This window comes from Pseudomonas pseudonitroreducens (genome assembly GCF_021603645.1).
Lineage (GTDB): Bacteria > Pseudomonadota > Gammaproteobacteria > Pseudomonadales > Pseudomonadaceae > Pseudomonas > Pseudomonas pseudonitroreducens.
Map to the genome: position 1 here is coordinate 220,243 of NZ_BQHJ01000005.1, position 14,364 is coordinate 234,606.

The 14,364-nt window shown below is 66.0% G+C and carries 14 protein-coding genes; 2 read left to right on the top strand and 12 right to left on the bottom strand.

What is annotated here, in order from left to right; translation table 11 throughout:
- Positions 1-20 precede the first annotated feature (20 nt).
- Positions 21-1,130: a M14 family metallopeptidase gene (locus L6D89_RS14090; protein WP_236200156.1), complete on the top strand. Its 1,110-nt coding sequence runs from the start codon at positions 21-23 to the stop codon at positions 1,128-1,130.
- Here the strand turns inward: L6D89_RS14090 and L6D89_RS14095 are convergent.
- The 5 genes from L6D89_RS14095 to L6D89_RS14115 all read right to left on the bottom strand — a co-directional run bounded on the left by L6D89_RS14095 (position 1,100) and on the right by L6D89_RS14115 (position 4,779).
- Positions 1,100-1,615, bottom strand: coding sequence for a GNAT family N-acetyltransferase (locus tag L6D89_RS14095; protein WP_236200157.1), 516 nt, complete (start codon positions 1,613-1,615; stop codon positions 1,100-1,102). The genes L6D89_RS14090 and L6D89_RS14095 overlap by 31 nt on opposite strands.
- Before the next feature lie 107 nt (positions 1,616-1,722).
- Positions 1,723-1,902: a hypothetical protein gene (locus L6D89_RS14100; protein ID WP_024762799.1), complete on the bottom strand. Its 180-nt coding sequence runs from the start codon at positions 1,900-1,902 to the stop codon at positions 1,723-1,725.
- A 165-nt stretch (positions 1,903-2,067) separates the two neighbouring features.
- Positions 2,068-2,514, bottom strand: coding sequence for a hypothetical protein (locus L6D89_RS14105; protein ID WP_236173483.1), 447 nt, complete (start codon positions 2,512-2,514; stop codon positions 2,068-2,070).
- A 367-nt stretch (positions 2,515-2,881) separates the two neighbouring features.
- Positions 2,882-4,231: an OmpA family protein gene (locus L6D89_RS14110; RefSeq protein WP_236200158.1), complete on the bottom strand. Its 1,350-nt coding sequence runs from the start codon at positions 4,229-4,231 to the stop codon at positions 2,882-2,884.
- Positions 4,232-4,434: 203 nt separating this feature from the next.
- Complete coding sequence (locus tag L6D89_RS14115; protein ID WP_236173481.1) at positions 4,435-4,779, bottom strand: hypothetical protein; 345 nt, start codon at positions 4,777-4,779, stop codon at positions 4,435-4,437.
- Positions 4,780-4,899: 120 nt separating this feature from the next.
- Here L6D89_RS14115 and L6D89_RS14120 point away from each other — a divergent pair, with 120 nt between their 5' ends.
- Positions 4,900-5,673 carry an ABC transporter ATP-binding protein gene (locus L6D89_RS14120; protein WP_236200159.1) on the top strand — a complete coding sequence of 258 codons (774 nt, stop codon included), beginning with the start codon at positions 4,900-4,902 and terminating at the stop codon, positions 5,671-5,673.
- Between the two features lie 331 nt (positions 5,674-6,004).
- On the opposite strand, the gene L6D89_RS14125 is transcribed toward L6D89_RS14120, so the two are convergent.
- The 7 genes from L6D89_RS14125 to L6D89_RS14155 all read right to left on the bottom strand — a co-directional run bounded on the left by L6D89_RS14125 (position 6,005) and on the right by L6D89_RS14155 (position 14,157).
- On the bottom strand, positions 6,005-7,630 hold the full coding sequence (locus L6D89_RS14125) for an alpha/beta hydrolase family protein (RefSeq protein ID WP_236200160.1): 1,626 nt from the start codon (positions 7,628-7,630) through the stop codon (positions 6,005-6,007).
- On the bottom strand, positions 7,627-8,823 hold the full coding sequence (locus L6D89_RS14130) for an MFS transporter (protein WP_236200161.1): 1,197 nt from the start codon (positions 8,821-8,823) through the stop codon (positions 7,627-7,629). Before L6D89_RS14130 ends, L6D89_RS14125 begins: the two co-directional genes overlap by 4 nt.
- A 1-nt stretch (position 8,824) precedes the next feature.
- Positions 8,825-9,016, bottom strand: coding sequence for a hypothetical protein (locus L6D89_RS14135; RefSeq protein WP_054909294.1), 192 nt, complete (start codon positions 9,014-9,016; stop codon positions 8,825-8,827).
- Complete coding sequence (locus tag L6D89_RS14140) at positions 9,013-10,164, bottom strand: PepSY-associated TM helix domain-containing protein (RefSeq protein ID WP_236200162.1); 1,152 nt, start codon at positions 10,162-10,164, stop codon at positions 9,013-9,015. Before L6D89_RS14140 ends, L6D89_RS14135 begins: the two co-directional genes overlap by 4 nt.
- An 18-nt stretch (positions 10,165-10,182) precedes the next feature.
- Positions 10,183-12,591: a TonB-dependent receptor gene (locus L6D89_RS14145; RefSeq protein WP_236200163.1), complete on the bottom strand. Its 2,409-nt coding sequence runs from the start codon at positions 12,589-12,591 to the stop codon at positions 10,183-10,185.
- A 124-nt stretch (positions 12,592-12,715) separates the two neighbouring features.
- Positions 12,716-13,654: a FecR domain-containing protein gene (locus tag L6D89_RS14150; protein ID WP_236200164.1), complete on the bottom strand. Its 939-nt coding sequence runs from the start codon at positions 13,652-13,654 to the stop codon at positions 12,716-12,718.
- Positions 13,651-14,157, bottom strand: coding sequence for a sigma-70 family RNA polymerase sigma factor (locus L6D89_RS14155; protein WP_236173474.1), 507 nt, complete (start codon positions 14,155-14,157; stop codon positions 13,651-13,653). The genes L6D89_RS14150 and L6D89_RS14155 overlap by 4 nt, the downstream gene beginning before the upstream one ends.
- Positions 14,158-14,364: the final 207 nt, after the last annotated feature.

A 14,364-nucleotide genomic window follows, 5' to 3' on the forward strand; every position in this document is an offset into this window, starting at 1 on the left:
TGCGATCATCCGGAGCGGTGATGACCCCGTCTGCCTGCTTTTCCCAGAGCTACGCCGAAGCGCGTGGCAAGTTCCTTGCGGCCTGCCTGTCGGCTGGCCTGGTCGTCGAATCCCACCGGCATCCGCTGCCTGGCCGCGAAGGCGAGCCCCTGGCACTGGATGTGGCACGCAGCGGCCCTGCCGATGCGCAGAACCTGCTGATCATCAGCAGCGGCTGCCACGGGGTGGAGGGCTTCTGCGGCTCGGCAGTGCAGATCGCGCTGCTCAACGACCCTGACTGGCTGGAGCTCTGCGCCAAGACCGATTGCGCGGTGCTCTACCTGCATGCGGCCAATCCCTATGGCTTCTCCTGGTGGCGCCGCTGGACCCACGAGAACGTTGACCTCAACCGCAACTTCCTCGACTTTTCCCAGCCGCGCCAGCGCAACCAGGCCTATGCGGCGCTTGACGCGATCCTGGTACCCCGTCGCTGGCCATCCATCGGCAGTCACCTGCGTCTGTTGCGCTATACCATGCGCCATGGTCGCAAGCAGTTGCAGGCCGCCATCGCCAGTGGCCAGGACAGCCACCCGCGGGGCCTGTTCTACATGGGTGATCAGCCGACCTGGAGCAACCTGGCGGTGCGCCAGGTGCTGCGCCGGCACGCGCGGGAATGCGCGCGGATCGGCTGGATCGACCTGCACACCGGGCTTGGCCCCAAGGGCCACGGCGAGCGCATCCATGTGGGCGAGAACGCTGGCGAGTCGCTGGAGCGCGCGCGACGCTGGTGGGGGGCGCAGGTGACGTCTTCGCAGAAGGGCGATTCGGTGTCGGTGCCGCTCAAGGGGCAGATGATGCTGGCCGCCGCCAGCGAATGCCCGCAGGCGGAGCTGACCGCAATCACCCTGGAGTACGGCACGCTGCCGGGCATCCAGGTGCTCAAGGCGCTGCGGGCGGAGCAGTGGTTGAACAACAACCCCGCAGCGCCGGCGCAACAGGCGCAGCGCATCCGCAGGCAATTGCGCGATGCTTTCTACGTGGATGAGGACGGTTGGAAGCGCCAGGTGCTGACGCAGGCCGGTGAAGCGGCGCGCCAGGCTCTGGCGGCGTTGGCTGAGGTTCAGACGGAGGCTGCGCGGGCATCCAGGTAGCAGATCGTCGTGCGCCGCGAGCCATTGGGGCGGCGCTGCGGGTCGTCGAAGGTGGCCAGTTCGCGGAAACCGGCCTTGCGCATCATGCCGGCGGAACCGGGATTCTCTTCGTGGCGCTCGCAGTAGATGTCCGGCAGGCCGCGGGCGCTCAGGTCGGCGATGGCGGCGCGCAGCAGGCGCGTACCGAGGCCGCGCCTGGCTTCGCCTCGATGCACCGTGGCCTCGGCGATGTAGGCGTGGCGGCCGCCGCCATCGCGCTGGAAGCGGCTGAACGCTGCGCTTTCATGGTAGGTGACCAGCCCGCGCAAGTCGTCGCCAGCGACGGCGACCAGGGCCTGGATTTCCCCTCTGGCGATAGCCTCGAAGTGCTCACGCACCGGCCCCGCGGGCAGGAAGTTCCAGTCATTGGGGCCGTGCTCGAGAATCAGTGCCAGCATGGCGGGCACGTCTTCGGCGCTGGCGGGGCGAATCTGCAGGTCGGCCATGGCGTATTCCTGTAAGTCGGCACGAAATCGGGACGAACGACTCTAGCCACGGCTGGCCGCGCGAGGCAGGCACAGTGGCGCAGGAAAACTGTACGGGTGCCGGCGGATCAGCGGCCGGGCAGCATCGGCGTCAGGTGCAGGATGTTCAGCAGGTGCGGAACACGCAGCGGGTAGCAGGCCTGCAGGCGCACACGCGCCTCGGAAAGGGTCATCTGACGGGAAAACGAACGCAGCACGGTCTTGCCCAGGCAGTGACCGTCCTGAAAATGCACGAGGAATTCATTCATGGCGAAGCGACGACGAGGAAACACGCACGAGGTGGCGCACAGGGCGCGAATAATAGCGACTTCGGCGCGTTCATCGTTGCCATAAATCATCCTTCGCAGGAACTGTCCGACGGAACGCTCGGTCCGCCACCGGCCGAACCGACGACCGGTGGTGTCGGATAAGGCCTAAAGCCCGGAAACATGCTCGTAAGAGTAGTCCAGGCGCAGGACGTTGTAGTCCAGGCGCATGCCGAAGGCATGCATGAAGAAGGCCTCCAGTTGCAGTTCCAGCGAGCGCGAGGTCAGCGTCGACAAACGCGCGCCCTGGCGGCGCGTGCGTCGGTTAACTGCGGTGAACTCCTCATGCACGACGCCTTGCGACGCCGGATCGGCGATCAGACGGTAGCAACTGTCCGGCAAGTCGTTGCGCTGGGTGGCCGACAGGCTGAGTTCGGGGTGCCCCTCGGCATTGGTGATCAGTTCCACGCTGCAGCGCAGACCTCGGTCGCGGGCGAAGCGCGAGGCCTCTTCGAAGGCCGGCAGGGCCTTCTGCAGAACCTGGATCTCGAAGGCAAGGAAGAATTGCTCGTCGAATTCAACGTCCTGGGTATCGCGGGGTGCCTGGTTCAACATCGCCGGCATCTCCTGTGTCGATGAAACCATGAAACGTCCGGAAGCGACCGTCGGGATCGCCGAAGTTTCGTCATCGCGGCATTGCAGACACAACGCACACACAGTCAGTCGGCAATGCCATTTGCCTGAACGAAAGGCCATCTCACTGAAGCCCCATCAGGCTGTCAATGATCATTCCGGCATAACGGCAATGGATTTCAATAGCCAGGCAAGCATTTCGCTGTTGCCGGCAGGCGCGGGACTGATGGTGCGCCGGGGTTGCCGGTGTAACGAATGTTTTACGAAATGGGCGGCTGGCGAGCGCTTTCAGATGAGCGGTGTGAGGCGCCATCGGGCCTCAGGCGAGGCCCGATGGCGCCGGTGACGCTTACTGCGTCAGCACGGTGAACTCGATACGGCGGTTCTTCGCCCGGCCTTCCTCGGTACTGTTGTCCGCCACCGGGCGCGATTGCCCGTAACCCTTGGCGATCAACGAATCGGCCGCCACACCCAGCTGCGCCAGCCTGGCGGCTACCGCGTCGGCGCGCTTCTGGCTCATGGTGAGATTGGCCTCATCGGTGCCCACGCTGTCGCTGTGGCCGCCTACCTCGATGCGCGTTCCCGGTGCAGCGGCCTGGATAGCGTCTGCCGCACGCTCGAGGATGTCCTGGCTGTCGGCGGAGATGCGATCGGAGTTGCTCTCGAAGTGGACCTGCATCAGGTTCAGGGCGTTGACCAGGTCCTGCGCACCGAAGCCCTGCTTCAGGCCGGCCAGGGCGGCAGTGGCGCGCTCCCACAGGCCGCTGATGGAATAGCCGCTGAATAGCTCGCGCAGTTTCTGGCTGAGATCGAAGCGCTGATCTTCCGGCAGTGCCGAGGTATCGATGTTGAGCTTGTCGCCGTCGAAGCCGATCTTCAGACCGTTGACGCCAAGTGCCGGCAGCGCTGCGATCAGCTTGTCCAGCCAGCCGGCCGGGAGAGTCTGCGGATCGATCTGGATGTCGCCGCTGACCTTGTCTGCGCCGAAGTGGGCTTGCAGGGCATCGATCAGCCGCTGCTTCTCACCTTCGTCACCCAGGCGACCGCTGATGGCCACCTGGCCGTCGGTGCTCTGCAGTTCCAGTTCGGCGGGCAGGTGCGCCACGGGTTCCTGGACGGCGGCCTGCTCGACCGGCGCGGGCACTTCGGCGGGGGCGGGCGTGGGTTGCGGCGCAGCCGGTGTTGGCAGCGGTGCGGCGACCTGCTTGGGCTGCGGCTGGCAGTTGCTCACGGCGAGGATGAACAGCCCAAGCAGGCCGGCGAGCAGCAGCCAGAACAGCCAGCCCAGGCCCTTGCGCTGTTTGACTGGCGCGTTGTGCAGCAGGGCGGAGAAAGCCGGCGGGAGGGTGACGGGGGTTCTTTGCTCGCGGGTCAGCAGGCCGATCACCTTGGGCAGTGCCTCGGCGCCGGCCATGTTCACCGCGCCGACCGGGACGTCGAGCAGACGAGCGATGCGGTTGCACTCATCACTGCCCAGACCGGCATTGAACTGGTCCGGTTGCAGCACGTTGTCGGCGGGTTTGATGCCGATCCATTGCTGCAGCAGGTCGGCCAGGCCAGCCGCCTCGAAGCGATTGCGGAATCCAGCGAAGCCACCGGTGCGCGTGTTGACGATGGATTCGGCCAACAGACCGATGAAACGCCCCGCCTTGTGGTGCATGCCGCGCTCGGCGGCCTGCTGGATGATTGCTTCTAACATCTGAGTCTCCAATCGATGGAAAATTCGACCCGGCGTGGCCGTTTGGGCCTTGGCGCGCGCAGGGGCGGAACGGCTCCGGCAGCCAGTGCCAGGAGTGCGGCGATTGTCGAGAGGAGGGCGAGACGAAACAGTCGGTATTTTCCCAAAGACCCGCCTGTTATTACCTCTGCGGACCAGATGCAGGGGCTGGGCCCGCGGACGGTTCAGGCAGGCGTGGGCGCGGAGGTCATCATCCAGGTGATGAACCCGGCATTGACGGCAGTGAACACCAGCGCTGCCAGAAAGGTCGCGTCTGCGACCCGCATCATCCGCCAGCCGCGCAGGGTGCGGTGGGTACGTAGGCTCCAGTAGGAGCAGAAGGCCGCGACCAAGTAGAACATCATGTTGACGGCCACCAGGTCATCGATGATCAGGTCTTCCCGGCGCAGCGTGAGGATCACCCGGATGATGCCGATCACCGTCAGGCACACGCCAACCATGGTGGCCGAGACGGAGAAGATATGGACGCAGATATCGTCATCTAGGCTGGGCGGTTCCTGTTCACTCATCGCGGCGCGCTCGTGGCTGGGAAATGTGGAAAGCGTAGTTGCGATTCGATGAAGGCTTGAGTAGGAAGCCCAAGGCGCCTAATGTCAGCGGCTGCCCCAGGCCCGGACATGAATTGCCCAATGATCGATTTCAACAATGTCACCGTCTACCAACAGCAGACCTGCGTGCTGGATGGATTTTCCCTGCATATCGGCGAAGGCGAGAAGGTCGCGATCCTTGGCCCCAATGGCGCCGGCAAGAGTACGCTGCTCAAGCTGATCAGCCGCGAACTCTATCCGGTGGATCGCCCGGGCAGCTCGCTGGACCTGTTCGGTCTGCAGAATGTCACCCTGTGGGACCTGCGCAGCCGCATCGGCTTCGTCTCCCAGGATCTGCAGGAAGACTACACGCCGTTCACCCAGGCGCTGGATGTGGTGATCTCCGGCTTCTTCGGCGCCATTGGCAGCCACGGACACCTGCAACCGACGCCGGAGCAGGTCGCGAAGGCCCATGAACTGCTCGCCACGGTGGAAATGGATGGCTATGCCGAGCGCATGTTCCAGCGCCTGTCCACCGGCCAGAAACGCCGTCTGCTGCTGGCTCGCGCGTTGATCCACGGGCCTCGTGCGCTGATCCTCGATGAGCCGGCCAACGGCCTGGACATGGGCGCCAGCCTGCAGATGCTCACGCTGCTGAGACGCTTCTGCGGCCCGCAGCACGCCATGATCATCACCACCCACCACCTCGACGAGATCATCCCGGAAATCGAACGGGTGGTGCTGATTGCCAATGGCAAGGTGGTGGCCGACGGGCCGAAGGCGGAGATTCTGACCAGTGAAAACCTGTCGGCGCTGTACCAGGCTCCGCTGAAAGTGACCGAGCAGGATGGCTGGTATCGCTGCTGGCATGCGTGATTCGCTGCTGGCTTTCTGAGCCAGGCGCGCCCAATCGCGGACGGAGTCCGCTCCTACGCTCATGGAGGCTCGTGTAGGAGCAACTGTCTTTTCCTGGGGAGTCCGTACCAATGTATCCCCTTCACCCCAGCCCTGGCTGCGCGCCCCGCTCCTCAGGGAGAGGGGGCAGCCCTATCCGGCTGGCACTGAGGTTTCATCCTGCACCTGACGGTTCCCTCTCCCCCTGAGCGGGGCGCGCAGTCAGGGTGAGGGCCGAGCCGAGCGCAGAACTTTCACGTAGGAGCGGACTTCGTCCGCGATGGGGGGCCTTACGTGCCGATCCGTGATCGGACTATTGGTCCAGCGCCTGCCGCTGCGCCTGCATAGCGCGAATGCGCTCCTGCCATTGTTCCCGTTCGGCTTCCGGCAGGCCCGCCCACCATTGGCTCACTGCGCGATTGCTGTAGGGCGTCAGCCAGGCGGCATAGGGCGCCATTTGCGCCTGCGGGAAGCCGTTGTCGCTACCGCGCAGGTAGTGGTCGAAGAAGCCCAGCACCAGCGCCGCGGGCGCCTCGATCAGCACATCGGTGGGCGCGCTGCCGATCAGCCTGTCGCGCAGTGGCCGGCGTATGTACAGCGCATTGTCGGTGAGGCCAGCATGCAACGCATCGCGCATGACCAGACGATGGATGCGCGGATTCTGCCCGGCGTGCTCGATACGTTCGTAAGAGAAGTCGTTGAAGCTGCGAGGTTGCGCCGGTGGCGCAAGACCCAGCATGCGGTAGAACAGCGCCAGGTCCGAATGCAGCATCAGCAGCGGCACCGGCAGGTCGGCATCGAATGGCGTGAAATCGAAGTCGCCGCCGTCGAGGTTGACCGCCGCGGCGCAGCGCTTGTCGACCATGCACACGGCGCCGGTAGTCGAGCCGCCGAAGGACATGCCCATCTCGCCGACGCGGCTGAAATCGCTGGCGGCCACCAGGTCAGCCACATTCGGCGGCACTTCGCCGGCCTGCAGGCGATCGTGGACGAACAATCGGTCGGCGAGCCAGATCGGCGCGCTGAGGTGGATGGCACGGTCCGCCGGCGGCTTGAGCTCGGTGGCGAAGCGCAACTGGCCGTCGAGGCGACGGGCCAGGTCGTCCTCGCCGTAGCCTTGCAGCAGGAGCGGCGAGAAGCCGTGTTCAAAGGCATCACGCAGGTGGTCGTAGAGCGCCGGGTCGGTGGGCGCCACTTCGCCGTTGGGGAACAGCGTGGGCGAGGCATCGCCGGTGTGCTGCACGGAATAGACCGCATAACCGTGGCTGGCCAGCTCTTCCATGATTCGTCCGTTCATGCCGGCGAACGAGCCGTAGCCGTGGCTGTAGAGCACCACGGGCAGACGGCCGAGGTCATCCCGCAGTGGCGCGCTCTCGTAGGAATTGGTGCGCAGGTGGCGGAGGTGCGTGAGCAACGGTGGGAAATGCAACAGCTCGCCGAAACCGTGTGCGGTGCTGCGGCTTTCGGCTTCGCTGAAGTAGTTGCGGGGCTGTGCGCCCATGGCCGGCCTCGCGGGATACCAAACGCGCACCAGGAGCCGGCGCGCCTTGCCGGCGGGGGCGCCGAGCAGGCCGGTGCGACTGGGGTCGATCAGCTCGAAGTCACGCACGCCCACCGGATAGGGCCCGCTGGGCTTGGGCATTGGCGACAGCGGGAAGAAATACAGGGCGGCGACGGCCACACCCACCAGCAGGGTAAAGAATACCCCTGACCAGACCGCTACCCGAACCGGGCGCTTTCTCCGCAACAGCAGCCCGAGAACCAGCAGCAGGGCGGTGGTGGCTGCCATGCCGGCTTGCCAGCGATCATCCCAGAGGTCGTAGAGCGCCAGAAGCAGCGCCAGCAGGCCAGAGCCGAGCACCAGCGGGCGGCGGCGCAGCCACCAGCCCAGCAGGGCGACGGCGAGCAGCACCAGCAGCAGGCCGTCGGCGATCGTCATGCAACCGCGCCCTTGCGCGGCAGCACGGTCCAGGCCACGCCCAGGACCAGCAGCACGGCAATCAGCAGGTAAGGCGCGCGGCTGTCGACCTGGTGCAGCAGGGTACCCAGCAGCGGGCCTGTGATCATGCCCAGGCCATGCACGGCGACCAGGCTGCCGGCGGCGGCGCCCTGTTCGTCGGCTTCCACGGCGTTGGCGTTGAGCGCCGAGACGGCGGGGAAAACCCAGCCCATGCCGGCAGCAGCGACGAAGCACGACGCGTAGAGCATCCACGGTGCAATGGCGAAGCACACCGAGGCGAAGCCTAGTGCCGAGATTACGCCGCCCACTCCGATGAGCCGCAGCGGTGCCCAGTTCAGCTTGCGCACCAGCATCTGCGCGCAGATCAGCGCCACCCCCACCGAGGTCAGGGCGATGCCGGCGACGCGGGCGGCATCAGCGGGCGGCAGTTGCAGGCGGTCGAGGGCGAAGAAGCCGACGGTCATCTGCGCGACGGTGACGCAGACCATGGCAATGAAGCCCAGGGTCAGCGAACGACGCAGGCGCCGGTCGCTGATCGCCAGGGCCGGGCCCTTGCGTTCGCTGAGGCGCTGGCTGTCGGGCAACCACTTCCACAGCACCCCCAGGGCCAACAGCGGCAGCAGGCAGGTCAGCAGCAGCGGCAGGGCCAGGCCGAGCATGGCCAGCAGGCCGGCGAAGCTCGGCCCGACCACCATGCCCACGGCGCTGGCTGCACCGAGCCCGGCCATGGCCGAGGCGCGCTTGTCAGCGCTCACATGGTCGGCCACCAGCGCCGCCGAGCAGGCCGGCACGGCGGCATAGAAGCCGCCTGCCAGGCCGCGCAGCGCAACGATGCCGATGAATGCCGGCAGCGGTGACATCGAGGTGTTCAGGGCCAGGGCCATGAAGGCGCAGAGCAGGGCGTAGGTCAGCGCAAAGCCGGCCAGGCCGCTGAGCAGTACGCGGCGGCGGCCCAGGCGGTCGCTGGCGATGCCCCAGACGCGGGCCATGAGCATCCAGGCGATGCCGCCGACGGTCACCGTCATCCCCGCCTGCCAGGGCGCCAGGCCCAGGGTGCGCGCCACCGGGCCGATCAGCGCGACGAAGGACATCACGGCCACCGTGCAGACGAAGGTTTCGAACATCAGCGGACGCAGGTTGAGGGTCGGCGCCTGGGGTGGCATGGCGGTCATTTCAGCGGGGCTCCTTGGGTCGGCGGGGCATTCTCATCCCTACAAAGACGATCAGCAGCAGCGGAACACCAAGGGAAATCCACGACAGCACATCGAAAACCCCGTCGCCAAGCAGTGCCGAGAGCAGCCCGAAGGTACTCAGCACGGCCAGCGCGATGGGCCAGCGGAAGATCATCCAGAGTCCGCGTCTCATGCCTTGCCCTCCGTTGCCAGGCCGCCGGAATCCAGTTCCGCCAGGCGTTTCTCGATGGGCGTGCGGCGCCGGCCAAGCCACAGGTAAAGGCCGCTGGCGAGGATGACGATGCTGACGATGTCCAGCAGCGCCCAGACGATCTTCAGCGGCATGCCGCCGTAGTCGCCGAAGTGCAGCGGCTGGGACAGCAGCAGGGTCTTCACGTACAGCGGCATCTCGCGCATGTCGGTCAGCTCGCCGGTTTCGGCATCCACCAGCGCCGGCTTGAGCAGGCGCTCGGTGAGCGGCGTGTTACCGCGCATGAATACGGCGTAATGGTGCTTGCTGCTGAACTGCGTGCCGGGGAAGCCGACGAAGCTGACCTCCATATCCGGCGCAGCTTTACGCGCGGTATCGATGGCTTTATGCACTGAACCGAGCCGCTCCAGCGGTGGTGCGTCCTTGTACGGCGCGGTCATTTCCGCCAGCTGGCCGCCTTGCCAGAGCATCAGGATCGGCAGCGCCAGGGTGTTGATCACGCCGGTGACGCCAACCACCAGCACCCAGGCGAGGGTGACGATGCCCAGCACGTTGTGCAGGTCCAGCCATTTCAGCCGTGAGCTGCGCTGGGAGCGCACGGTAGCGAAGTCCAGCTTGCGCATGAACGGTGTGTAGACCACCACGCCGGAGACCAGCGAGGCTACCAGCAGCAAGCCCATGACACCGAGGAACAGGTATCCGGGCAGGCCCATGAACAGGTCGGTGTGCAGCTTGAGCATGACGTACATGAAGCCGCCCGGCGGCGGCAGGGCGTCGAAGAATTCCCCGGTGCGCGCATCGAACGGCTGCACGTGCCCATCGTCCGGCGGCGGCACCAGGGTTGGCGCGGTGATGACCGCTCCGAGCGGGTCGTCCTGCTCCCAGAACACGAAGCGCACCACCTCGCCGGGGCGCGCGGCCAGTGCGCGGGCCACTACGTCGTCGTAGTCGATCTGCGGCGACTGCTCGGTGAGCGGCTTGAGCTCCGGGTGTGGCTCGAAGGTGTGCTCGATCTCTTCGTGGAAGATCAGCGGCAGGCCCGTGAGGCAGAGCATCAGCAGGAATACCGTGGAGATCAGGCTGGTCCACTTGTGCACCAGGTACCAGGTGCGGAGGGCTTTGGCGGTCATCGTCAGGCTCTTTCTTCGTTAGAAGTCCACGCTCGCGGACAACTGCAGGGTGCGCCCTTCGCCCAGGTACAGGTACCCGGCGGTGGAGGTGCCCCAGTAGTCCTTGTCGAACACGTTGTCGAGGTTGGCGCGCAGTACCACGGGCTTGCCGAGGGTGTCGAAGCGGTAGCGTGCGCCCAGGTCCAGGCGCCACCAGTCGGGGATGCTCAGGTTGTTGGCCTGGTCCACGTACTGCTCGTCGGTGTAGACAGTGCGGGCGGTGACGGTCAGGCCCGGCACCTGGGTGATGTCGTACTCGCCGCCGAGGTTCAGCTGCCGGCGCGGCACGCCGATGCCGTTGTTGCCGTCGTACTGGCCGTCCTGGGTTCTGGTCAGCTTGGCCTGGGTATAGGACGCGCCGCCGAGCAGGCGTACACCCTCGCTCACTTCACCGAACAGGCTCAGCTCCAGGCCACGGTTGCGCTGTTCACCGCCACGGGTGAAGCGGCCGTTGTCGTTGACGCTGCTCGGGCGCTTGATCTCGAACGCCGCCAGGGTCGCGCCGAAACCGTCCCATTCGCCCTTGACGCCGACTTCCTTCTGCTTGGAGACGTAGGGCGTGAGCATCTCGCCGGCGTTTACGCTGCCGACGGGCGCGGTTTCCCCCGGGCTCAGGCCCTCGATGTAGTTGGCGTAGAGCGAGATGTTCTGCCACGGCTTGACCACGATGCCGCCCATCGGCGTGGTCTTTTCCTCGTCGTAGCCGTCGCCCGCCGGAGTGCCGACGTTCATCTCGTAGTTCTGCGATTCGACACGCTGCTTGCGGGCGCCGAGGGTCACTTCGACGCGCCCGTCGAGGATCGACAGGGTGTCGGCCAGGGCATAGCTGGTGAGGGTTTGGGCGGTGTACTTCTGCACATTCTTCGGGTAGCCGTCGGTGCTCGGCGTGCCTTCGTAGACCGGGTGGTAGATATTCGACGCACGCGACGGGAAGGCGGTGTAGAGGAAGAAGATGTCCGAGTTCTGCACCACGCGGGTCGCGCCGAAATTCAGCCTGTGTTGCACCGGGCCGGTGTCGAAGGTGCTGCGCAGGCCGGCTTCGGCGGAGTGCGAGCCAACGTCGTAGACCTGCCAGGCCGGGCTGGAAACGAAGTCGCCGTGGTTGCCCGTCAGCACCGGGTTGCCGGCCAGCGCATCCATCTCGCTGCGGCGGTCGCCATAGCCGGCGTAGCCGGTGAGCCAGTCGGCAATGTCGTATTCGCCACGGAACACCAGGGTGCGGTCGGTCATCTCCGAATCGCCGTAGCCGGGATAGTTCAGGTCGTTGTCCGGGGCATGCGGGATCTTCGTCACACCGGGGCCGGCGGTGAACTGGCGGACCACGTTGGTGAGGTCCTCGCGCTGCCAGATGTAATCGGCGGAAAGGCGCAGACGCTCGCCGGCGTAGTCCAGGCCAAGGGAGCCAAGGCCGTCTTCCAGTTCCTGCTTGTCGATGGCGGTATCGCCATTGCGGTACACGCCGTTGAAGCGCACGCCGAACTCCTTGCCTTCGCCGAAGCGGCGGCCGGCGTCGACATGGGTGCCGAATACCGAATCCGACAGGTAGTCCATGGTCACGCGGGTCAGCGGCTCGTCGCCGGCACGCTTGGTCACCAGGTTCACCGCGCCGCCGACGTTGCCGCTGGGCGGCATGCCGTTGAGCATGGTGCTCGGGCCCTTGACCACTTCCACGCGCTCGGCCATTTCCACTGGAACGCGGAAGAATGGCGCCAGGCCGTACATGCCGTTGAGGGCGACGTCGGCGCTGACCACCGGGAAGCCGCGCAGGGAGAAGTCTTCGTTGAGGTTGGTGCGCGCACTGCCGATCTGCGCCGAGGGCTCATTGCGCAGTACATCGGCGACGCTGCGCGCCTGCTGGTCCTGGATGGTCTTCTCGGTGTAGCTGGTGATGCTGAATGGGGCATCCATCAGATCGGTGTTGCCCAGCAGACCCAGGCGTCCGCCGCGTGCCACCTGGCCGCCGGCGTACTCCGCCGGCAGGTCTTCCGGCCCTGCGGCCTGGCCGGTAATCAGCGACGGTTGCATCTGCAAGGCATCGGGGCTGGGCGAACGGATCAGGGTAAAGGTGCCGTCACCGCGCTGCTCCAGCTCCAGGCCACTGCCTTGCAGCAAGCGCTCGAGGGCGCTGCGAGTGGAAAAATCGCCCATCAGGCCAGGGCTCTGCAGCCCATCGGTCAGCGCCGGATCGAAGGACAGGCGCACGCCGGTTTCGGCGGCGAACGAGGCCAGTGCACGGCCCAGCGGGCCGGGAGCAATACTGTAGCTGCGCACTTCGCCGGCGGCCGGCGCGGCCATCACCGGGGCTGCGACGGCCACCGCCAGGGAGAACAGGGCGGTGCGCACGGCGAGGGACAATGACGAGGGTTGGGCGTTTCTGCTGCTGGACATGGACGGGGTACCTTCGGGCCTCTGCGGGCTTGGTGTCGGGAGATGTTCCCCTGTTGCCAGCTGAAATGAGAAAAAGTCTCAGTTATTTTTGTGATTATTTTCCATCAACACTTCGCGACAACTCTCAGGCCGCCGTGAGGGTGATCCAGAAGTCTGTTACCCGGCGGATTCGCAACGGGTAGGTGGACTGCAGCATCGCTAGCGCGAGATTGCTCTCCAGCAGCGGGAAGGCCCCGGAGACCGCCAGCTGCGCCACCACCGGATCGCAGCGCAGCACGCCACGCCGATAGCGGCTCAGCTCGCCCAGCAGTGCCTGCAGAGGCATGCGGTCGGCCATCAGCATGCCGTGGGTCCAGGCATCCGGATTTGGCATGGGCGCTGTTGCGCTGATGGATTGGGCGGAAAGCAGCACTGATTCCCCGGCCCCCAGCCATTGGCCGATACCGCGTAGCGGCGAGACCTGCACGCGCCCGTGCTGTACCGCAACACTGGTGGCGTCGTCGCCCTGGCGCACGTTGAAGCGTGCTTCGGCGGCCTGCATCCGGCCCTCGCGGGTGGTAACCAGGAAAGGCTGGCGGTCCGCGCGGGTGTCGAGGAAGATTTCGCCGCGCAGCAAGCGCACCAGGCGCTGCGCCGGGGTGAAGGCGATGTCCACGGCAGTGTCGGTATTGAGCGTGAGCAGACTGCCGTCGGGCAACGGCAGCTTGCGTTGCTCGCCCACTGCTGTGTGCTGGTCGGCCAGCCAATCCCGCCAGGGCTGCGCGCGCCAGGCGGTCAGGCCGACCGGGGCGATGGCCAATAGCACGGCAAGCTGCTTGAGCGCGCGGCGGCGGTCGAGTTGCCGTTCACGCCCTAGGGTCGGCAAGGCCAGTGCCGGCGGCAGGCTGCTGAGATGCCCCATCAGGCGCTCGGCGCGATCCCAGGCGCGGGCGTGCTGCGGGCTCTGGCGTTGCCAGTCGGCGCAGGCGCGGCGGGTTTCCTCGCTGGCGTCCTGGTGCAGGCGCACCAGCCAGTCCGCCGCCTCATCGAGGATGCGCGGGGCAATGGGCTCCGCGGCGCTCACTCCATCAACTCCAGGCAGTGGCGGAAGGCCTGCTGCATGTAGCGTTTCACTGAGCCAAGGGAAACGCCCAGGCGCTCGGCGATGGCCTCGTACTTCAGCCCCTCGATCTGCGCCAGCAGGAAGGCCTGGCGCACCGGGTCCGGCAGGCGGGCGAGCAGGGCGTCGATCTCATGCAGGGTCTCCAGCACCAGGTAGCGCTGCTCCGGGGAGGGCGCAAGTGCCTCCGGCAGGCCGGCGAGGGCTTCGAGATAGGCGCGCTCCAGCGACTGGCGCTGGAACCAGTTGATCATCAGCCCCTTGGCCACCGTGGTGAGGTAGGCCCGTGGCTCGCGGGCCTCCAGCACCCGGCGCGAGCCGAGCAGACGGGTGAAGGTGTCCTGGGCCAGGTCCGCTGCCTGTTCGTGACAGCCCAGGCGCCGGCGCAGCCAGCCTTGCAGCCAGCCGTGATGGTGCTGATAGAGCTCACTGACGGCGGCGTGTAGCGGAGCGTCGAGCGGGTGCATGGCGGAATATTTATCATTTGAGAATGCTTCTCATGATAGTGGTTGCCCAGCTCGGCTCACAAGCCCTGCAGCGAGACAATTTGCACGAGGTGAATCTTGCCGTCGGGGGCTTGGGGAGATGACGCGTTTCCCGAATTTTTATTGAAGATATGGGAATGAATAAATCTGAATTTTCAGACGAACAATTTCTTCCCGGTATTTTAAAAA